19 protein-coding genes and 1 tRNA gene are annotated in these 21,183 nt (G+C 63.7%); 14 read left to right on the forward strand and 6 right to left on the reverse strand.

What is annotated here, in order from left to right; all coding sequences use genetic code 11:
- The first annotated feature begins 88 nt into the window (after window positions 1–88).
- From GRS80_RS16030 to GRS80_RS16075, 10 genes are all read left to right on the forward strand, one after another.
- Window positions 89–1,216, forward strand: coding sequence for a YihY/virulence factor BrkB family protein (locus GRS80_RS16030; protein WP_160048443.1), 1,128 nt, complete (start codon window positions 89–91; stop codon window positions 1,214–1,216).
- 63 nt (window positions 1,217–1,279) lie between these two features.
- A complete protein-coding gene (locus GRS80_RS16035; protein ID WP_343161609.1) occupies window positions 1,280–1,702 on the forward strand; it encodes a hypothetical protein in 423 nt (140 codons plus the stop codon).
- Window positions 1,703–1,736: 34 nt separating this feature from the next.
- Window positions 1,737–2,213 carry a YbaK/EbsC family protein gene (locus tag GRS80_RS16040; RefSeq protein ID WP_160048444.1) on the forward strand — a complete coding sequence of 159 codons (477 nt, stop codon included), beginning with the start codon at window positions 1,737–1,739 and terminating at the stop codon, window positions 2,211–2,213.
- Window positions 2,214–2,528: 315 nt separating this feature from the next.
- The gene (locus GRS80_RS16045; RefSeq protein ID WP_160048445.1) at window positions 2,529–3,500 is read left to right on the forward strand and encodes a hypothetical protein; all 972 of its coding nucleotides are present in this window, start codon (window positions 2,529–2,531) and stop codon (window positions 3,498–3,500) included.
- A gap of 218 nt (window positions 3,501–3,718) precedes the next feature.
- Entirely contained in the window at window positions 3,719–5,131 is a 1,413-nt protein-coding gene (locus GRS80_RS16050) for a zinc ABC transporter substrate-binding protein (protein ID WP_160048446.1), read from the forward strand.
- A 115-nt stretch (window positions 5,132–5,246) separates the two neighbouring features.
- On the forward strand, window positions 5,247–5,987 hold the full coding sequence (locus tag GRS80_RS16055) for a metal ABC transporter ATP-binding protein (protein ID WP_343161610.1): 741 nt from the start codon (window positions 5,247–5,249) through the stop codon (window positions 5,985–5,987).
- A gap of 2 nt (window positions 5,988–5,989) precedes the next feature.
- Window positions 5,990–7,090 (forward strand): metal ABC transporter permease, encoded by a 1,101-nt coding sequence (locus tag GRS80_RS16060; protein ID WP_160048447.1) that lies wholly within the window; start codon window positions 5,990–5,992, stop codon window positions 7,088–7,090.
- A gap of 169 nt (window positions 7,091–7,259) precedes the next feature.
- Window positions 7,260–9,356 (forward strand): acetate--CoA ligase, encoded by a 2,097-nt coding sequence (locus GRS80_RS16065; RefSeq protein ID WP_160048448.1) that lies wholly within the window; start codon window positions 7,260–7,262, stop codon window positions 9,354–9,356.
- Window positions 9,353–10,498, forward strand: coding sequence for a phosphotransacetylase family protein (locus GRS80_RS16070; RefSeq protein ID WP_160048449.1), 1,146 nt, complete (start codon window positions 9,353–9,355; stop codon window positions 10,496–10,498). Before GRS80_RS16065 ends, GRS80_RS16070 begins: the two co-directional genes overlap by 4 nt.
- Before the next feature lie 285 nt (window positions 10,499–10,783).
- Window positions 10,784–11,077, forward strand: coding sequence for a PRC-barrel domain-containing protein (locus tag GRS80_RS16075; RefSeq protein ID WP_149082868.1), 294 nt, complete (start codon window positions 10,784–10,786; stop codon window positions 11,075–11,077).
- Here GRS80_RS16075 and GRS80_RS16080 read toward each other — a convergent pair.
- The gene (locus GRS80_RS16080; protein WP_149082869.1) at window positions 11,074–12,522 is read right to left on the reverse strand and encodes a DHH family phosphoesterase; all 1,449 of its coding nucleotides are present in this window, start codon (window positions 12,520–12,522) and stop codon (window positions 11,074–11,076) included. The genes GRS80_RS16075 and GRS80_RS16080 overlap by 4 nt on opposite strands.
- A gap of 172 nt (window positions 12,523–12,694) precedes the next feature.
- Here GRS80_RS16080 and GRS80_RS16085 point away from each other — a divergent pair.
- From GRS80_RS16085 to GRS80_RS16095, 3 genes are all read left to right on the forward strand, one after another.
- Window positions 12,695–12,768 (forward strand) — tRNA-Lys (locus tag GRS80_RS16085).
- Window positions 12,769–13,306: 538 nt separating this feature from the next.
- Window positions 13,307–13,975 carry a helix-turn-helix domain-containing protein gene (locus GRS80_RS16090; RefSeq protein ID WP_160048450.1) on the forward strand — a complete coding sequence of 223 codons (669 nt, stop codon included), beginning with the start codon at window positions 13,307–13,309 and terminating at the stop codon, window positions 13,973–13,975.
- A 462-nt stretch (window positions 13,976–14,437) separates the two neighbouring features.
- Window positions 14,438–14,989, forward strand: coding sequence for a hypothetical protein (locus GRS80_RS16095; RefSeq protein WP_160048451.1), 552 nt, complete (start codon window positions 14,438–14,440; stop codon window positions 14,987–14,989).
- A 120-nt stretch (window positions 14,990–15,109) separates the two neighbouring features.
- Here GRS80_RS16095 and GRS80_RS16100 read toward each other — a convergent pair whose 3' ends face one another.
- The 3 genes from GRS80_RS16100 to pyrB form a co-directional block, all read right to left on the reverse strand.
- A complete protein-coding gene (locus GRS80_RS16100; protein WP_160048452.1) occupies window positions 15,110–15,949 on the reverse strand; it encodes a hypothetical protein in 840 nt (279 codons plus the stop codon).
- 232 nt (window positions 15,950–16,181) lie between these two features.
- On the reverse strand, window positions 16,182–16,643 hold the full coding sequence (pyrI, locus tag GRS80_RS16105; protein ID WP_160048453.1) for an aspartate carbamoyltransferase regulatory subunit: 462 nt from the start codon (window positions 16,641–16,643) through the stop codon (window positions 16,182–16,184).
- The gene (pyrB, locus tag GRS80_RS16110; protein WP_149082874.1) at window positions 16,636–17,568 is read right to left on the reverse strand and encodes an aspartate carbamoyltransferase; all 933 of its coding nucleotides are present in this window, start codon (window positions 17,566–17,568) and stop codon (window positions 16,636–16,638) included. Before pyrB ends, pyrI begins: the two co-directional genes overlap by 8 nt.
- Window positions 17,569–17,689: 121 nt before the next feature.
- On the opposite strand from pyrB, the gene GRS80_RS16115 reads away from it, so the two are divergent.
- Complete coding sequence (locus GRS80_RS16115; RefSeq protein ID WP_160048454.1) at window positions 17,690–18,316, forward strand: transcriptional regulator; 627 nt, start codon at window positions 17,690–17,692, stop codon at window positions 18,314–18,316.
- A 137-nt stretch (window positions 18,317–18,453) separates the two neighbouring features.
- Here GRS80_RS16115 and GRS80_RS16120 read toward each other — a convergent pair whose 3' ends face one another.
- A complete protein-coding gene (locus tag GRS80_RS16120) occupies window positions 18,454–19,542 on the reverse strand; it encodes a glutamate--cysteine ligase (RefSeq protein ID WP_160048455.1) in 1,089 nt (362 codons plus the stop codon).
- Between the two features lie 284 nt (window positions 19,543–19,826).
- Entirely contained in the window at window positions 19,827–21,116 is a 1,290-nt protein-coding gene (locus GRS80_RS16125; RefSeq protein ID WP_160048456.1) for a PQQ-binding-like beta-propeller repeat protein, read from the reverse strand.
- Window positions 21,117–21,183: the final 67 nt, after the last annotated feature.

Consider the following 21,183-nt stretch of genomic DNA (forward strand, 5'->3'; position numbering starts at 1 on the left):
CGAACAGGGTTCGAGGCGCGAACGGGGGAGACCCGTCCACTCGACGTGCAAGGAGACCGCCTATTGGATCGGGGCTCGTTGACGCGGTATGGGTATCGACGTCCGAAACGGGATCCCGTTCGGAAAGGCGGTCGTCGCCGGAATTCAGGAGAAGAACGTCCCGTTCATGGCAGCGAGCATCGCCTACCAGGCGTTCATCTCGCTGATCCCGCTTCTGGTCCTCGTGTTCTTTCTCGTGACAGTACTCGGCGACGAGGGCCTCGCTGCTGAAGTCAGCGCTGCAACCGCCGGGTTTCTCCCCGAGAGCGGCCAGCTCATGGTCGAAAACGCCATCGAGGAGTCACCCGCGACCGCCGGGTCGACCATCGTCGGACTCGTCGTCTTGCTGTGGGGATCGCTGAAGATCTTCCGCGGGCTCGACACGGCGTTCTCGGAGATCTACGACAGCGCGACCGAGAGTTCGTTCGTCGGCCAGATTCGGGACGCGCTGATCGCACTCGGTGCGATCGGACTCGCGCTGGTTGCGGCCGGAGCGACGAGCATCCTCCTCGCGGTGTTTCCCGACGTTCCGTTTCTCGGTCTGGTGGGTCCCCTCGCGCTCGTCGTCGGCCTGACGATCGCCTTCTTCCCGATGTACTACTACTTCCCCGACGTCGAGGTCTCGGCTCGAGCGGTCCTCCCCGGCGTCCTCGTCGCCGCCGTCGGCTGGACGGCTCTCCAGTCGCTGTTTCAGGTGTACGTCTCCTTTGCGGCCGACTCGGAGTCGGCCGGCCCCGTCGGTGCGATCTTGCTGTTGATGACCTGGCTCTATTTCGGCGGGCTCGTGTTGCTCGCCGGTGCAGTTGTCAACGCGGTCGGAGCCGGCAGACTCGAGCCGGAGGACGTGCCGTTCTCGGAGTCCGACGACGCAGACAGCGACCGCGACCCCTTCGTCGACCGGGCACGCCGCGAACGCCAGCGGCTCGTCGATCGGATCGACGCCCTCGAGCGAGAGCGCGATCGGCTCCGCAACGACCTGGCGTCCCAGCGTCGACGACGGTACCGACTCGAGGACCGGGTGAGTCGCCTCGACGCGACGACAGGGGATCTCGAGGCCGAGAACCGCCGGCTTCGCCGGCGTCTCGAGGACGGCCAGGACCCTGGATGGCGAAAGACAGCGCGTGAAATCCTGTCGCGAGTCAGCCGCGTTCGGCTCGGAACGGTAAAACGCCCGTAGCGAGCCGACGGGTCCGGTCCGCGAATCCGGAGGTTCTTTGTCGATCGCCGTCTCTGCTCACCCGTGTCGCATCCGATACGGGACCTCCGGCGACGGATCCGAAGCGAGCATTCGGACGTCGTCGCCAGCGTCGGCGGCTGCGCCGACCGCGTCGCCGATCCGTGGGACACCTCACGGACGACCGACGGACGGGCAGTCGCCGGTTCGTTGCGAACCGAACTCGAGCGCACGGGTTCGCTCGAGCGACTGTCGGCGGTGCTCGAAGACGTCGTCACTGCAGCGGGGTACGAACTCCGTGCGGATCCAGTTCCGGCACCACCGTACGTCGTCGTGACGAGTCGCGGTCCGATTCTCCGGGCGACGATCGACCCTGGCCGGCTGGTGATCCTGTTCGGCGTCTTCGAGGTAGTACCGAACGCCTCGACGGATCGAGTGACAGCGTATCGGCGGACGGATGGAACGCAGGTGACGATTTCACTCGAGTGAACCTTTTAGTGATGGGGCCGAAACGACCGCACCGATGCACGAACGCGCAGCGGCGTTTTCGGAACGGGCCCGCGAGCGATTCGGCTTCGAGCCCGAGGTCGAGGAGTTTAAAGAAGGAACGAAGACGGCGGCCGACGCGGCCGACGCGATCGGCTGTGCCGTCGCACAGATCGCCAGTTCGCTCGTCTTCGACGTCGACGGCTCGCTCGTCGTCTCGGTTACGAGCGGTGCAAACCGCGTCAGTGAGGAGGCACTCGGCGACACGTTCGACGTCTCGGCCGACGACGTCTCGATGGCCGATCCAGACCGAATTAGTGAGGAAGTCGGCTGGTCGATCGGCGGTGTACCACCGTTCTGTCACGATCGATCGATTCCGGTGCTCGTCGACGAGACGTTGCTCGAGTACGAGACGGTGTGGGCCGCCGCGGGAACGCCGGAAGCGGTCTTCCCGATCGATCCCGAGACGCTGACGACGTACGCGGACGGTGACGTGACGTCTGTCGTCGAATAATCGCCAGATTCGTACGAGCGTCAGATTCGTCGTTCGAACCGACGTCGTCACCACTCGAGTCGATCGACGAGTCCCGTCGATTGCCGACCTCGGAGTCGAATCGCTGTCCCGGTCAGTCGGCTGTCCACGAATGGGTGGGTTTCGGGGGGGACGGACTGTTTTGGGGCGTTCCGCTCGAGGAGTAGATCCATCCTCTGCCGGCCCGGACATCGGACGTACGTGACCGTTACTATCCTTCCTCCTCGTGTTGTGGCTGATTGATAAGATCGTCAGCTTCATTACTAACCACTTGTAACGGAGCGATGGTGACTACGCATGACTGACAAGCCACGTCTGGCTTCCCGTCGACGGCTGCTCGCGACGACCGGTACGCTCGCTGCGCTCGGTATCGCCGGCTGTCTCGGCGACGAGAACGGCGACGAAGGTGAGGGTGACGACGATCACGATCATGGCGACGATCACGATGATGATCACGATCACGACGATGACCACGACGACCACGATCACGACGATGACGATGAGATAGATGGTCCCGTTTCGGAGTTCGAACTCATCCACCGCGGTACCGACGAGGTCATCGCGTACGTCCATATCGACCACTGGGACCACGGCCCACTCGAGGTCCCCCTCGACGGCGACGTTTCGGTAGAAGCACACGTCGAGGACGACCACGGCGACGAGATCGAACTCGGTGACGAGGTCGAACTCGATGCTGCGGTCGTCGACGGGGCCAACGAGATCATCGAAATAGAGTCACACGGCGACCACGTCGATGTCTACGGGGAAGAGAACGGCTTTACGGATATCGTCTTCAAGCTCGTCGAGGACGGCGAGGTAATCTACGAGACGCCCGAACTCGAGGCCGAGGTCAGCGACCACGACGACCACGATCACGGTCACGATAACGGAGACGTCGAAGAGCTCAAGATCCTCGACCGCTCCGAGGACCCCCACGAGCAGGTCGCTGAGTATCACGATGACCACTGGGATGGCGAGTTGCCCCACGTCCACGTCGACGACAACGTCTCGCTCGGCGGCGAGTTCTACGACGACCACGGCGACGAGATCCACATCGGTGGCAGTGAGGAGTACGAACTGGCCGTCACGCTCGCCGACGGTGCTGAGGAGGGAGTCGTCGAAATCGATCCCGACGAGCACTGGCACGGCGACCACGTCCACATCTACGGCGAATCCGAGGGCGAGACCGAAGTGATCTTCCAGCTCTGGCACGACGATCACGCCGACTGGGAGACCGAGCCGATCACGATCGACGTCGAGGATCACTGATACGGATTCCTGTCCCGATCGCCCGTCGCACCCGCGCCCCCCGGGGCCGGTTCGCCGGAACTGACTGACAGGAACCCGTATGAGAGGATCATCACCCGCCGTTGCCGATCTGCCCGTTGTTCGGACCGTTACTAACACTGCGTGATCCGCTACCACGTGTTAATAACCAGTCTCGATCAGATAATAACACTTTTAGCTGCGAGCACCTAGTGGCGAATATGGACATCTCACGTCGTTCTGTCTTGAAAGCCAGCGGGGGTACGCTGGCAGGAGCAGCGGTCGCCGGCTGTCTGAGCGAACCCGACGCGGGGGAGTCCGGCGAGGGCGACGACGGCAACGGTTCCACCGGATACGCCGCGTTTTTCGCCCTCTGGGACTGGGCCGAACACGTCGGCGGCGACGCGATGTCGTTCGTGAATCCGATCGAAGCCGGCGAAATGGGACACGGCTGGGAGCCACCGGCTGACATCCAGCGCGATATCGCCGAATCGGACGTCTTCGTCTACCTCGACACCGCCGAGTTCACGTGGGCACAGAACGTCGCGACTGACCTCGAGGCCGATTACGACGACGTGACGCTCATCGACGCGATGACGGGCCTCGAGTCGCAGTTGCTGGCGGTCGACAGGGATCCGGAAGACGACCGCGACCCGGCCAGAGACCACGAGTTCGACCCGGGTGCGGTCGACGTCGCCGGTTTCGACATCTACGACGGCCAGTCCGGAGAGGAAGTCGCTTACTGGCACGGTGACCACTGGCACGGAGAACTCCCGGAGGTTCCCCTCGAGGGCTCGGCGACCGTCGAGGGCGTCTTCGAGGACGACGAGGGGCGGGTGCTCCCGCTCGGCGACGACGAGCAGTTTCAGATCGATGCGCGAATCGTCGACGGCGCGAACGAGGACGTCCTCGAGATCGAGTCCCACGGCGACCACCTCGAGTTCCACGCACTCGACGCTGGCCGAACTCGGGTCGCCTTCGAACTCCTCTCGGACGGCGAGCTCGTCTGGGATACGAGTAACGACAACATCACAGCGGAAGTCGTCGAGGAGCTCTCCGAATCCGACGCGCCGGAGTTTTACGACCCCCACGTCTGGATCGATCCGATCATCGCCCAGGATGTCGTCGAGACGATCGCGGACGGTCTCGCCGAGGTCGATCCCGACAACGCCGAAACGTACGCGGAGAACGCCGCCGCCTACAACGACCGCCTCGACGAGGTCGACCGTCAGTTCGAGGACCTCGCCGCGGAGGCCGACCGCGACGTCGCCGTCCTGGCGGGCCACGACTCGTTTCAGTACATCGAGCACCGGTACGACTTCGAGATCCACACGCCGGTCGGAATCGCACCGGACGACGCCGAGACGGGATCGGACATCTCCGAGGCGATTTCGATCGTCGAGGAACACGGTATCGACACCATTCTCTACGATCCGTTCGAAACTCCCGACCCGGACGAGGACGTTCCACAGATGGTCGAAGTGCTCCTCGAGAACACCGACGCAGAGGAGTACGCGCCCCTCTCGCCGGCCGAGGGGACCACCGAGGAGTGGAACGAGCAGGAGTGGGGATGGATCGAACAGATGGAAGAGATGAACATCCCATCGCTGCGACAGGCACTCGGTGCGGAATGAGTTCGAACCAGGAGCGTTCAGGCACGGAAGCGTCCAGGAACCAACGTGCCCGAAACGGACGATTCGAAGTGGAAGAACTAAGCACACGCACCTCCGAGAACGGGGTGAGTTCACAGTGAGTTCGATCGTCGACGTCCAGAACGTGACGTTCTCCTACGGCGAGAAGCTCGCTCTCGACGACGTCTCGTTGACCGTCGACGAGGGCGACTTCCTGGGACTGATCGGTCCGAACGGATCTGGAAAGACGACGCTGTTACACATCATGCTCGGCCTGATCGGTCCGGACCGCGGTTCGGTCGAACTGTTCGGCCAACCCGTCGAGCAGTTCGACCAGGGCGAGCGCATCGGCTACGTCTCCCAGAAAGCGACCAGCCGCGGTGGGACGATGCCGGTCACCGTCCGTGAGTGCGTCCGAATGGGGCGGTTCGCCCACGTCGGCCACTCGAGGCTCTCCGACGAAGATCGACAAATCGCCGAGGACGCACTCGAGACGGTCGACATCGCGGATCTGGCCGACCAGCGAATCAACCAGCTGTCGGGCGGCCAGCGCCAGCGGGCGTACATCGCGCGAGCGATCGCCTCCGAGGCCGATCTGCTCGCACTCGACGAGCCGACCGTCGGCGTCGACGCCGAATCTCGCGACGCCTTCTATCGGTTGCTCGACTCGCTGAACGAGTCGGGGATTACGATCATCCTGATCGAACACGACATCGGCGTCGTCACCGATCGGGCGAATCGCATCGCCTGTATCAACACCGAACTGTACCACCACGGCGACACGGAATCGTTCGTCGAGAGCGAGGCCCTGAGAGAGGCCTACGGCGCGACGGGAACCGTCGTCCACCACCACCACTGACGATGAGTGGGCAGGACGAACACGCGACGGAGTCGACCCACCTCTCCGAGGAGCGATCGCAATCCGTCACGCTGGACCCGAGGCGAGCTGTCGAACTCGTCGGCGTCGCGCTCGTCGGCCTCCTGGGGACGCTGATGGTCGCATTCGTCGCGCTCGATTGGTTGCGCCACTACCCGTCGTTCGGGACGTTGCCGACGACGGCGTTCGAGCAGTTTTTGATCGCCGGCATGTGGGCCGACTACACCCTCGGTACCAACGTCTTCCAGCACCCGTTCATGTGGCGCTCGATCGCGACCGGCGTTCTCGTCGGTATCGTCGGGCCGCTCGTCGGCACGTACCTCGTCCACAGGCAGATGGCGTTGATCGGCGAGACGCTCGCCCACACCGCCTTCGCGGGCGTCGCGATCGGACTGCTCGTCATCGGTCTCACCGGGTTCGGCGGGTCGCTGATGTTCGTCGCGCTGCTCGTAAGCGTCGTCGGTGCCCTCGCAGTCCAGTGGCTCACGGAGCGCACCAGCACGTTCGGCGACGTCCCGATCGCAATCATGCTTACCGGGAGCTTCGCCGTCGGGACGTTGCTCATCAGCTGGGGTCGCGGGCACGTCCCCGTCACGATCGACATCGAGGACTTCCTGTTCGGTAGTATGGCGGTCGTCACCGCCGACGGCGCGCGGATGATGGCGATCTTGAGCGTCGCCGTCGTCGCGATCGTCGCGGTCACGTACAAACAGCTCCTCTTTATCACGTTCGACGAGCAGGCCGCTCGAGTCGCACAGCTCAACGTCTCCGGCTACAACACGTTACTCGTCGTGATGACCGCGGTCGTCGTCGTCGGCGCGATGCAGGTACTGGGCGTGATCCTCGTCGCGGGGATGCTCGTCATCCCCGTCGCAGCAGCCTCGCAGGTCGCCCGAAGCTTCCGCGAGACGCTATATCTCTCGATCTTGATCGGCCAGATCTCGGTCCTCGGCGGCTTCGCGTTCGCGATCGGCTCGAGTCTGCCCTCCGGCGGGTCGATCATCGTCGTCGCCATCGCCTTCTACCTGGTCGCAGTGGCCGCCTCGTTGCTCGCGGGACGGTCGGCGGCGATATCGATGCATTAGCGCTGGTGGCTCTGATACGGATTGCTGTAACGGTTTACCGGTGAAACCACAGACGGCTCGTGGTTTCGCCGGTAACGATTTACAGCAGACCGTATGACACCCGTTTTGCGGGCCGTGTCACGGGAATGAGGGGACGGTTTTAATTCGCCCGGGCACGACCGATCGAACGATGGGACGGTTATCCGAACTATTCGAACCCGAAACCGTCGGCGTGATCGGCGCGACCGACCGCGAGGGTGCGGTTGGCCGAGCGATCACGGCGAACTTACACGAGGAGTTTGCGGGCGAGGTCGTCCCGGTCAACCCCTCGCGTGAGGAGGTCCTCGGGCTCGAGTGTTATCCGGACGTGACGAGTGCGCCGCCGATCGACCTGGCCGTCGTCGTCGTTCCCCCGCCAACCGTCGTCGAAGCGATCCGCGAGGTCGCCGAAGCCGGGACGGAGAACGTCGTCGTGATCACGGCCGGTTTCTCCGAAACCGGAAGCGAGGGCGCAGCCCGCGAACGAAAACTACGCGAGGTCGCCGACGAGTATGACCTCAACGTCGTCGGGCCGAACAGCCTCGGGGTGATGGCGACCGACGTCGGCATGAACGCGACGTTCGGCCCCGAGAGCGCCCGCCCAGGATCGATTTCGTTCATGAGCCAGTCGGGAGCCTTTATCACCGCCGTCCTCGACTGGGCCAACGAACAGGGGATCGGCTTCCAGGACGTCGTCTCGCTGGGCAACAAGAGCGTCCTCGACGAGACCGACTTCGTCCGCGAGTGGGGCGAGGATCCCGACACAGACGTCATAATCGGCTATCTCGAGGGGATCGACGACGGCGACGAGTTCGTCGAGGTCGCCCGCGAGGTGACAGACGAGACGCCAATCGTCCTCGTCAAGTCCGGCAGAACCGACGCCGGCGCGCAGGCAGCGTCTTCCCACACTGGCGCGATCGCCGGCAGCGAGCGCGCCTACGAGGCGGGCTTAGAGCAGGCGGGCGTTATCCGTGCACACTCCGTCCAGGAGCTGTTCGACTACTCGCGGGCCCTCTCGGGACTCCCGGAACCCGAGACGGACGGCGTCGCCGTCGTCACCAACGCGGGCGGTCCGGGCGTGTTGACGACCGACGCGGTCGGCGACTCGAGACTCGGGATGGCAGACTTCGCGGACGAGACGATCGACGCGCTGTCGGAGGCGATGCCCGAGGAGGCCAACGTCTACAACCCGATCGACGCCATCGGCGACGCTGACGTCGAGCGGTTCGGGGAGGCCCTCGAAATCGCGCTCTCGGACCAGAACGTCGGTAGCGCGGTCGTCGTCAGCGCGCCGACGGCAGTCCTCGAGTACGACAAACTCGCCGAGACGGTCATCGAGAAGCGCGAGGAGTTCGACAAGCCGGTCGTCACCTGTCTGATGGGCGGTGACCGTGCACGCGCCGCCGAGGAGGTGTTACGGGAGTTCGGCATTCCGAACTACTTCGATCCGTCGCGGGCGGTCGCCGGACTCGACGCGCTCGCACGCTACCGCGACGTCCGCGAGCGATCGGTCGACGACCCCGAACGGTTCGACGTCGATCGCGAGCGCGCCCGTGAGATCGTCTCTCGGGCGAACGAACGCGAGGACAACCGCCTCGGTATCGAGTCGATGGACCTCCTCGAGGCCTACGGCATTCCGACGCCGGCCGGCGAGATCGTCGACGATCCCGGCCGAGCGAGGGAGGTCGCCGAGTCGATCGAGGGAGACGTCGTCCTCAAGATCGTCAGCCCCGACATCTCCCACAAATCCGATATCGGGGGGGTCAGGGTCGGCGTGAGCGACGAGGACGTCTACGACGCTTACGAGGACGTCGTCGCCCGTGCGCGCAACTACCAGCCCGACGCGACGATCCTCGGCGTCCAGGTCCAGGAGATGCTCGACCTCGAGGAGTCGACCGAGACGATCGTCGGAATGAATCGCGACCCCCAGTTCGGCCCGCTGTTGCTGTTCGGGCTGGGCGGTATCTTCGTCGAGATTCTCGAGGATACCTCGGTTCGCGTGGCCCCGATCGGCGAATCCGACGCGCGCGAGATGATCGACGAGATCCGAGCGACGCCGCTGTTGCGGGGTGCACGCGGCCGCGACCCGGCGGACGTCGACGCGATCGTCGAGACGATCCAGCGACTCTCACAGCTGGTGACCGACTTCCCGGCGATCCTCGAACTCGACGTCAATCCACTCGTTGCCGGACCCGACGGCGTACAGGCGATCGATCTGCGACTCACCGTGGACACGGAGCAACTATGACTGACACCGACACCGACGCGACACCGACAGACGAGAGCGAACGAATCGACGACGGCGACGGGTCCGCGATCGACTCGGAAACCGACACGATCCTCGTCGCTTCGCTCGAGGAGAGCACCGGGAAGACGGCGATCACGCTGGCGCTCGCGCGCCTCGCACAGGCGGAGGGCGAGGACGTCGGCTACATGAAGCCGAAGGGAACCAGCCTGCAGAGCAACGTCGGCAAGACGTTAGACGAGGATCCGATGCTCGCGCGCGAACTGCTCGATCTCGAGGCGGAGATGCACGACCTCGAACCCGTGGTCTACTCGCCGACGTTCGTCGAGCAGGCGATTCGCGGCCGCGAGGACTCGGCGGAACTCCACGAGCGCGTTCGCGAGGCGTTCGAGGGCCTCGCGGCTGGGAGAGAGCGGATGTTCCTCGAAGGCGGCGGCCAGTACAATGTTGGCGGTATCGTCGACCTGACGGACGCCGACCTCGCCGAGTTACTCGATGCGCGCGTTCTGGTGGTCGCCCCGTACGAACGCCCCATGGACGTCGACGATGTTCTCGCCGCAGCCGACGCGTTCGGCGACCGACTCGCAGGCGTCGTCTTCAACGACATCGCCGACGCAGCATACGATCGTCTCGAGACCGACGTCGTCCCCTTCCTCGAGGGGCGAGACGTTCCCGTTCTGGGCGTTCTCCCCAGTGAACGGACGCTCTCGGGTGTCACCGTCGCCGATCTTGCCGACGAACTCGGCGCCTCGATGCTCGTCGAGGAGGGAGCCGACGCATACGTCGAACGATTCACCGTCGGCGCGATGGGTGCCGACAGTGCGCTCAAACACTTCCGACGAACGAAAGACGTCGCCGTCATCACAGGCGGTGACAGAGCCGAGATCCACACCGCGGCGCTCGAGGCGCCAGGAGTTCGCTGTCTGATCCTGACCGGCGGTCATCGGCCGTCGGGAGCAATTCTCGGCCAGGCCACCGAGAAGGGCGTCCCGATCCTCTCGGTGCAGACGGACACGCTGACGACCGTCGAACGCGCCGAAGACGTCGTCCGAAGCGGCCGCACTCGAGACGTGGAGACGGTCGACCGGATGGAAGCCCTGTTGGCCGATCACGCGACGGTCGACGCGATTCTCGGTACGGAGTAGTCGCCGTTTGCAGGCGACTGACACCTGGCTCGGCGACATCACTTCGAGTACGCACCCGTCGCTCGGAGCCACGCGTCGCTGGGGGTCCTCCCCCGCTCGAAGCCACCCGCCGCCCGGCGTCGTCCGCCGCTCGAGGCCATTCGTCACTCAGAGCACTCCCCGCTCGGTGGCGCCCATCGACCAGAGACTTCTGTCACTCGACATGTCCCTCACCCAACAGAGTTCCACCCTAGTGACTGTCACGTCTGACCAACAATTAAGAGCCAGCCACGCATGGACCGAGACATGGACGACACTCCACAGGAGATCACCTCTCTCGTCGGACGCGAGGTCTACTCGAACAGCGGCGTCTTCGTCGGCGAAGTCGAAGATCTACAGCTGAACTTAAACGGCGAGGCCGTCGTCGGGCTGGCACTCGGCGACCTGAATCCGGAACTGTTTGCCGAGGAAGCGCGGACCGAACAGGGCGTCATCGTTCCCTACCGCTGGGTGCGCGCCGTCGGTGACGTCATTCTGGTCAACGACGTCGTCGAGCGGGTCCGCGACCCGGACGAGGAACGCGACGAAGTACTCGCTTAACTTCCGTTCGATCCTTCCGTTCCCTCGACGCCCATCGCGTCGAATAAGGTTCGCTTGACCGCCTCCTCGGTCAACTCGAGCAACGTATCACGGGTATCCTCCGAGATTTCGATGCCGGTGAAGATCCCGAGTGGAATCTCGGCGCTGGCTTGCGTCGAGTGGCCGGCAGTCTCTCCCATCTCGCCGTAGGCGTCGTCTAAGACTTTGCCGATGTTGATCCGGATATCCTTCGAGCGACCGGCGAGGAAGATCGTCTCGTCGGCGATGCCGAAGACGGCGGTCGTGGTGACGCCCTCTAAGTTCAGCAGGTGGCTGGCCGCCTGCGTCAGCGCCTCGCGGTCGCGGACGAGTCCGGCGTTCGAAACGAGGTGACTCCCCTGGACGTCGCGGTTGGCGATCGCCTCTGCGAGGACGTCCAGCGTCTCGGGGGACATCGACGGCGACTCGACCTGTTCTAAGGTGTCGTGGTTCGCGAACGGATAGAGGTAGGCGGCGGCGGTGAGATCGGCAGGGGTCGTGTCGCGTTTGAAATCCAGCGTCTCCGCGCGGATGCCGTAGAGCAAGGCTGTGGCGACCTCCTCGGAGACGTTCATGTCGAATTCCTGGATGTACTTCGTGACGATCGTCGACGTCGAGGACATGTTGGGGCGGATGTCGACGAACTCCGGTTCGTACTCCATGTCCCCTTCGTGGTGGTCGATGACGGCGTCGACCGAGAGATCCATCTCAGTCGAGGTGGCGTGGTCGACCAGCGCGACGGTGTCGTAGATCGATCGGTCCTCGAGTTCGTCCCACTGGAACAGGTCGATTCCGAGTAGGTTGACGAACGCCCGGTTCTCCTGGTGGCCGACGTCACCCAGGTAGATGATGTCCGATTCGATCTCCAGGTGGTCGGCGATCGCCTGGAGCGCCGCCGCGCTCGCGATCGAGTCCGGGTCCGGACTATCCTGGGTGACGATCGCGAGTCTGTTCGAGGTCTCTTCTAGCAGCTGGGCCAACTTTCCGGTGTTGTACTCGAGTTCGCCCGACTCGAGTGCACGAAGCGCGGATTCGGCGATCACCGACGACGGGTTGATGACGATGTCGGCTCCGAGTTCGGAGAGTTCGTCACCCGAGACGGGGTCGCTCGCGCGGGCGACGACGAACTGATCGGCGTTTTCGTCGCGGATGTGCGAGACAGCTCGTTTGTTCGACTCGACGTCGGAGGCGAGGATCAACACGACGTCCCGGTCGGCAACCATCTCGGCGGCCTCCGGCTCGCGAATGTCAGCAGTACGCGCGTCGAGGTCCTGATCGCGAAGCGATTCGACGCGGCTCTCGTCGCGGTCGACGATGAGCACGTCTTTTCCCTGCTCGACGAGTTCTTCGGCGACGGCGTACCCGACGCTTCCACAGCCAAGAATCGCGTAGTCAGAGATCGACGAAATCGTAACCCCCGTACTCATTACCCATGTGGTCGGACCGACCGCACTTAACGGTCCCGAAGATTGGTACGTCACGAAAAGACCGACGTCGAGTCGGGAGTGGTGCGCCCGCTCGAGGGAACGCGTGCCGTCGGTTCCCACGGCGGAACCCAAGGGAAACGTATTTTACCGCCCGTCGAAAAGTCGGATGTGAGGGCCGGTAGCTCAGTTAGGCAGAGCGTCTGACTCTTAATCAGACGGTCGCGTGTTCAAATCGCGCCCGGCCCGCTTTCCTGTCGCGAACAAACACGTGAGCGACAGGTAACGGAACCGGCGGGATTTGAATCGGAGGGAGGTCGCGCGCAACGAAGATGAGCACGTCCGACCGTGTGTTCAGATTCCTCCTTCGTCGGGATCTTAACCAGACCGAGGTTCTACGAGCCGTGCGAGCAGATTTTCGGGTGTGGTTCAAATCGCGCCCGGTTCGTATTCTCGCCGTAGTTCGTAATCGCGCCCGGCCCGCTTCATCGCGATTCAACACGGGTGGATTTCCCGCAACTCACGGACAATTTCGACGCGAATTTGGATCTCGCCCGTCTCCTGTGGCACCGACGCGGTCGTTCCAGTCACACCCGAACTCGTCGCGATGACAGTCGCAGTGGTTGCCGTCACACAGACCCCTGTCCGGCATTGCGACGATCGGTGGCGACCTACTCGTCTCGTTCGAGAATGAAAATATCGCTTCAATCAGACAGTCTCTATCAGCGTCGCTAATCTCTTTGGAAACGGGGTTATTGCTGTCCTTGCTGTATCGTGTATCGTAATTATGACATCGATCGCAGACATCGAGATCCCGGCCGACGGAACCGGATTAGGCGAGCTGTTCGAGACGGTCCCCGCGCTGACCTGTGAGATGGAGCGCGTGATCGCCTCGAGCGGACACGGGTTGTGGCTGTCGGGAGCGGCGCAGCCGAAGATCGAAGATGCGTTGGCGGAGACGTCCGCGATCGGGTCGTACTCGTGTATTACGAGCGAGGAGGAACGACACCTCTACGACATCGAATTCGAACCGGAGACGGTCGATCCGTTCGAAGTCGTTCTCGAGGAGGGTGGGACGGTGTTGAGCGCGTCTGCGTCGAACGGAACGTGGCTGTTGAGCGTTCGCGTGATCGACCGCGAGAGCGTGAGTACGCTGTACGACCGACTCGCGGACGACGGTGTGTCGCCGACGATCGTCCGACTGTTCGGCCTCGCCGAGGAGAGTCGAACCCAGTGTGGACTGACCTCGCGTCAGTACGAGACCCTGGTCGCTGCGATCGATCACGGCTACTTCGAAATTCCGCGAGAGGTCTCGATGCAAGAACTCTCCGACGAACTCGACATCTCCCATCAGGCGCTGTCCGAACGTCTCCGGCGGGCCTACCGGGCACTCGTCACCTCGGAACTCAACGTAACCGAGGAGGAAGCCACTGCACCGCCGCTGCCATCCGACTGAGGCGAACTATCTTCGTTCGTGTCGACGAACCCGTGATCCGTCCGTAGACGTGTCGGGGACCGTTCGTGGATAGCAACAGCGGTCCGAGTGACCCTCGGATCCCCCTGGATCGGCCGACGGCGGTATTCCGAGCGTTCCCCGCGGCAATTCACGACCAGCGATGGCTGCTACGGAACGGCGTGTCGATACACCGGTGTGACCCAGGTGTGATCCCGGTCAGACTGGAACTGATAGGGAGTATCGTCGTCGCTCAGCGATTCGGAACGTGGGACTGATGACGTCAACGACTCGAGGACAACGAAACACTCGGTCGGCGACGAGAATCCCTGTGACGGACAGCAAACTGTCCGAGCGGCGCAGGCTTCGATCGCCACGGGGCCGTCGATTCCGGTCGCATCGGACCGGCCGCAAGCCTGCGCAAGCACCACCATCATAGTCGTCTTTGTGGTCGGTGATAGCGTAATGTCTCCACAGTTTACCGACGACGACATCGGCAAAACCGTCATCAACGCCCGGGGAGAGGAGGTCGGAATCGTCGCGAACGTCGAACACGGAACGGCACACGTCGAGCCCGATCCAGGAATAGCGGACACGATCAAGGCCAAACTCGGGTGGGGTGGAACCGACGAGGACGCCTATCCACTCCAGGAGGAATCGGTCGCAGAAGTGACTGGGGACGAAGTCCGCCTCGAGACCGATCTGTCCGGATCCGGTGGCGGAGCCGGTACAACCGGTCGGACGTCCGAGACGACATCCGCTGGAACGACTGACACCGGTCGCGAATCCGAAATGCATGACGACGAAGGGCTAATGGACGACGACGATGATCTGATCGGCGACGACGACGAGGGGATGATGGACGACGACGACGATCTCATCGGTGACGACGACGAGGGAATGATGGACGATGACGACGATCTCATCGGTGACGACGACGAGGGAATGATGGACGATGACGACGATCTCATCGGTGACGACGATGACGACGACCTCGTCGGTGACGACACCCGGTAACGACTGCTGGAGACGACCTCGAGCGGCCGGATCGAACGGCAATTCTCTCGTCGACCCTCGTGCGGTCGAATAGCACAACCGCGGTCTCTGGCGGGCGTCGAAGGCGCAGTACCGAACCGGTTACGGGTCCGATTCTGGCTCGCCGTGAGTGACTCCCTCCCGCTCGTCGGCACGTTTTCGACGAATCGCGGCGCGGGCGTTGGACGCGTCGTACCCGAAGAGGACGTCCTCGCCGTAGGCCTCCGCGACCTCGAGGGCGTGAATGAGGTCGTCGACGTCGACGTTCACCGCGTACAGTTCGATGCTAAACGGAACGTCGAGTGCGCTCTCGAATCCTCTGGCGATGGTCTCGAGCCAGTAGGTCGTCCCGTAGGCCGTATCGTACAGCGGGACGACGAACTCGTCGACATACTCGGAGATCGCCTCGAGATCGATCCCGGCCCGCTCGTAGAGGTGACCGGGATAGGGGTCGGGGTAGAGCGTGAGGAAGACGCGACCGGGGATTCGATCGGCCGCCTCGGCGACGAACTCGGTAATGACGCTCGCACGCCACTCGAAGCGGTCCTCGTACTCGCTCTCTTCGAACGACCGCTCGCAGATACCACAGTGACAGTACTCCGCCCGCGGGAAGCCAACGTCGTCGAGACGAACGTCCTCGTTCGCATCGACGCAGTCGTCGATCACCTCGAGCAACCCTTCGCGGTAGTCCGTACGCGACGGACAGACGTAATCCCAGTCGAAGTACGACCGATCGCGCGTCGCGGGGCGCCCGAGGTCGTCGACGGGAACGAGCGACGGGTCGGCGTCGGAGGCGGCGTTGTCGCCGAAACAGGAGACCATGTTCACCCCGTCCGCGATCGGTTCGGCGGACCGTCCGGTCACGTCTTTGACTTCGTAGAATCCGCGGTCGAACTCCGGCCATCGGACCTCTTCTTCGTTTCGCGTGACGACGCCGTACATAGCTTGGGGTACGACGCCGCCGCCGTAAGACGTTCGGTTGACTATGCTACTGTACCGGTTCGTACTCGATCTCTTCGACGTCCGACGTGAGGCTCATCGCAACCTTCACGAGAACGGCGATAACGACCAGGGCGACCAGTATCTTGACAATACGGGACATGTACGAACGGACGTAGGACTGGTGACCACTTAGATATTCTGGATAAATCTCTAGAAACGAATACGAGTCGAATTAGGTGTCGATGAGATCTGCAATCGACTCACGGACGATCGTTCCGCAGTACGAACACCGAACGCCGTCCTCGAGCACCTCGAACCGCGAGGTGACTGGCTCGCCAGCGGCCGTGATACAGTCCGGATTCGGACAAGAGAGGACGTCCTCGACGACGTCCGGGCTGTCGACCCGGTGTTTCTCGACGACGTCGTAGTCGCGGACGATGTTGATCGTGGCGTCGGGCGCGGTTAGCGAGAGGACGTCGACTTCGTCCTGGCTGAGCTCGCGGCCTTCGACCTTGACGATGTCCTTGCGCGCCAGCCGATCGGACGGAACGTTTATCCCGACTGAGACCTCCTCGCCCTCGCTCCCGTCGATCCCGAGGATCGCGAGGACGTTCAGCGCCTGCCCGCCGACGACGTGATCGATGACGGTCCCGCTTTTGATCTTGCTCACCCGAAGCTGGTGGTCATCACTCATCGGTCTCCCCTCCGTTCGACAGCAAGAGATCGAGCAACGCCATCCGAACCGGGACTCCGTTGTGGGCCTGTTCGAAGTAGGCCGCGTACTCGGTGTCGTCGATCTCGGGAGCGATTTCGTCGACTCGCGGCAGCGGGTGCATCACCGTCAGGTCGTCGTCGGCCGCCTCGAGCGTCTCGAGGTCGATCTGGTACTCGCCCGCGACCTTCTGGTACTCGTTTTCGTCGGGAAACCGTTCGCGCTGGATTCGGGTGACGTAGAGGACGTCGAGCGACGGCAACACCTCCTCGAGGGATTCGTGCTCGCGGATGCCCGCGCCGTTGCCCGCCTGGTGGAGGTCGTAGACGACCTCGCGGGGTAGACGCAGGCTCTCGGGGCTGACGAAGTGCTGGCGCGCGTCGAAGTTCGTCAGCGCGTGGGCAAGCGAATGAACCGTTCGACCGTATTTCAGGTCGCCCATGATGCCGACTGTCAGATCCTCGAGCCCCGCGTTCTCTCGAATCGTGTAGAGATCTAGAAGCGTTTGTGTCGGGTGATGACCCGCGCCGTCACCCGCGTTCAACAGCGGGACGTCGACGAACTCGCTGGCCATCGTCGCCGCCCCCTGTTTCGGATGTCGGAGGACGAGCGCGTCCGCGTACCCCTCGATAACGCGAACCGTATCGGCGAGCGTCTCCCCTTTCTTGACGCTCGAGGACTCGACAGAACCCATGTCGACGACGTCGCCCCCCAGACGTTTCATCGCGGCTTCGAAGCTCATCTTCGTCCGCGTGCTCGGCTCGAAAAAGAGCAATCCGAGCAACGACCCTGCGTGTCGATCCGCGACGGCGCTGGGATCGGCGTCGATCTCTGCGGCTCGGTCGAGCACGGTCTCGACGTCCGCCCGCGAGAGTTGTTTGCTCGTGATGAGGTGATCGTGGCGCATTCGTTCGTGTACGCTCTTGCGGGCCCCTTCAATCCAACCATTCGGTTCGCTCGCAGTTCCTTTTGGCCCGAAAACAAAGGCAAAGAATTATGCGGCCGCTGTCTCAAATGGACACAATCGAATGGAAGGGCGGCTCGAGACCGGAATCGACGTACTGGACCGGAAACTAGGTGGGGGGTTGCCACCGGGGTGTGTCGTCGCCTACACTGCAAACCCCGCCAGCCAATCCGAGCTGTTACTGTACGAACTGACGGCAGCTCGGGGAACGCTATACCTGACTACGGAGCGCTCCGAGTCGGCTATCGAACAGGCGATCGACAACTCGCCATCGTCGGTCGGGAACCCGACGATCAGACACATTACCTCGGACGATCCACTCGAGGAGGCGACGCAGTTCGTCAACGCGCTCCCCGACGGCGCGAACCTCATCGTCGACACGATGGACGTCTTAGAGCGCAGCGACGCCGGCGAGTACATTACGTTCCTCAACGAGCTGAAAGACCGGATGCTCGAGACCGACAGCATCGCGGTCTTACATTGTCTCTCTGGGGAGAGCGTACCCGAGAACCGTGCCCGGACGAACCACGCCGTCGACGCGGTGTTCGACCTGCGAACCCAGATCGCCGGCACCGAACTCGAGAATCACCTCACGATACCGAAGTTCCGCCACGGTAACCAGCCGACCGATACGATCAAACTCGAGCTAACCGAAGAGGTCGCGATCGACACCAGCCGGGACATCGCCTAGAGTCGGAGGCGATACCAACGTGTGTTGGCACCACCGATATTACCGTTGGGGCGGTACAGTGATATACGGCAGGGCGCCACATCATCACCTGCGCCATACACGCACGGACACCCTGCCGGCGTACCCCCCTTCTGACGTCACTCGACTCCGAGCAACAGCGATTTGCACAGCGCGTCGGCCCCCTCGTCCTCGAGCAGTCGTCGCTGTCGCCGAGCACCGCTGTCGCGCTCGTAGACCTGCTTGATCCCGTCGATCCCGAGTCGCTTACACTCGCGGTCGACGACCTCCCCGAGGTCGACCGTTCCCTCGAGGTCGCGGTCGATGAACGAGGCGTCGTGTCCGTGGCGAATCGCGCGCCACTTGTTCTCGTCTATGAGTTCACGCCGGTGGTCCGATGCCATCCCGCTCGCGCCGTCCTCGTACTCCTCGGCAAGCGTACAGACCAGCGCGTGGGCGTACTCGACGAACGCGAGGACGATCTCCGGGTCGGCCTGCCCGTCGGGCGTCCGAAGTTCGACCGTTCCGTGTGCCGTGTGCGGCCGGACGTCGTACCAGAGTTCACCCCGGTCGTTGATCGAGTCGGTCTCGAGCATCCGCCGCTCGAAGCGGTCGAACGCCTCGAAGTCCTCGAAGTACGTCGGCATCCCCGTGTTCGGGAGCGCCTCGAAGATCTTGGCACGGGCCGACTGTAATCCAGTGTCGAACCCGTTCCAGTACGGTGAGTTCGCCGAGAGCGCGAGCATGATCGGCACGTACCACCGGAGTTCGTTGGCGATCCAGACCGCTTTGTCGGCGTCGTCGACGCCGACGTGGACGTGGACGCCAGCCGTCGTGTTCCGGTGTTGTGGGTACTGAATTCGGTCGAGTTGTGACCGATACCGCGGTTTTTCGGCGTGCTCGAGGTCGCGCCACTTCGCCAGCGGGTGGAGACCGGCCGCCGCGATCCGGTAGCCGTGAGCGCGTGCGTGGTCGTCGAGTGCCCGGCGAACCTCGAGAAGCGAGTCGCGAGCGTCCGCGGGGTCTTCGATCAGGGGCGTTTGGGTCTCGATCACACACTTGAACAGTTCGTGATCGAGCCGCTCTTGCAGGATCTCCGGCGGGTCGTGTTCGTAGACGAGGTCGTCGGTTCCGCTCGTCGGCCGGCCCCGCTCGTCGACGACGAAACACTCCTCTTCGATCCCCAGCGTGCCCATACGCGTAAACGATTCCGGCGACCCGCGTTCCATCGTCTCCGATTTTTGGCCGCGACAGTAAATACGGTTTGGAGTCGGCACGCTGTGAGCGCGTGGTTCTCGAAGAGCACCCTCCCATGTGGTCCGTGCTGGGACGACCGTCGTCGGCCCATCAATCGGCTTCGAGTTCGATCACTCGACGTCGTCGTGGCTCGAGTTCGTTCACTTTCGGAACCCTTCTCTGGGTGCGCCGGGGCTGACGGACAACAGACCGTATGACTGCCGGTCGGTCCCCCGTCAGTGTGCGATCGGCGGGAATAGACGCATCGTGCTCCGTCTCAGACGTCCTCGAGCGCGTAGAGGACTCCGTCCGCGCTGCCGACGTAGACGACGCCGTCGACGACCGCTGGAGAGCTGGCGACTCCGCCGTCGGTCGAGAACCGCCATCGAATCTCGCCGTCTCGAGCCGAGAGGCCGTAGACGTAGCTGTCCTCGTTGCCGACGTAGATCGTGTCGCCGACGACGGCGGGACTCGATCGCACCTGGCCGAACCCGCTCGCAGACCAGTAGAACGTCTCCGGGTTGCCCGGTTCGTCCTCTGACTCGTCCTCGCCGTCCGCGTGCTCGGCGTCGGCCGAGAGCGCGTAGAGGTTGGTATCGAAGCTCCCGACGTAGACGACGCCGTCGACGACTGCAGGACTCGAGACGACCGATCCCTCCGTCAGGAACGTCCAGCGAACGTCGCCGGAGTCCGCGTCGATCGCGTAGACGGTGTCGTCGTTGCTGCCGACGTAGACGACGCCGTCGGCGACCGTCGGTCGGCTCTGGATCATGTCGCCGGTCGCGACCTCCCAGCGCGCCTCGACGGCCGCTTCGTCCTCGTCGTCTCCGTCGTCGTCCCCATCTTCGTCGCCGCCCTCGGCCACGAGGTCTTCGACGTCGACTGCGTACACCGACTGATCGCCGCTGGCGACGTAGACAGTCCCGTTCGCGACTGCGGGTGCCCGCTGGACGGAGCCGCCGGTCTCGAACGCACCGCGCTCCGTGCCGTCGTCGGCAGCGACCGCGTAGAGGCTGTTGTCGGAACTCCCGACGTAGACGACGCCGTCGGCGACCGTCGGACTCCCCGGAACCATCCCACCGGTCTCGAAGCGCCAGCGCTCCTCGCCGTCGTCGGCCGAGATCGCGTAGAGATTTCCGTCCTGACTGCCGACGTAGACGACGCCGTCGACGACCGCCGGCGAACTCGGGACCGCGTCGCCGGTCTCGAAGCGCCAGCGCTCCTCGCCGTCGTCGGCAGCGACCGCGTAGACCGTTCCGTCCTGATTGCCGACGTAGACGACGCCGTCGACGACCGCCGGACTGCTGTACACCGTCTCGCCGGTCGAAAACGTCCAGCGGGCGTCGACATCCTCCGTCGGGCCCTGCCCGGGCGCGTGGCCCGTGTTCCTGGCGTCGAACTGGAACGTCGGCCAGTCCGCACGCTCGTCCGGGTCGCCCGCGGCCACGTCGACCTCCGTGTCGGTCGGTCCATCATCGTCCGAGCCGCCGAGACAGCCGGCGAGACCCGCGAGACAGGCCGCCGCGCCAGCGCGAAGGACTCCGCGTCGGTCACGTACACGTCTCATTTCGGATACAGAACTATCGGAAAGGGAGCCATATAGGCTTCCCGTAATCGCGCCCACTGTCCGTCGC

This window comes from Natrialba sp. INN-245 (assembly GCF_009807105.1).
GTDB classification, from domain to species: domain Archaea; phylum Halobacteriota; class Halobacteria; order Halobacteriales; family Natrialbaceae; genus Natrarchaeobius; species Natrarchaeobius swarupiae.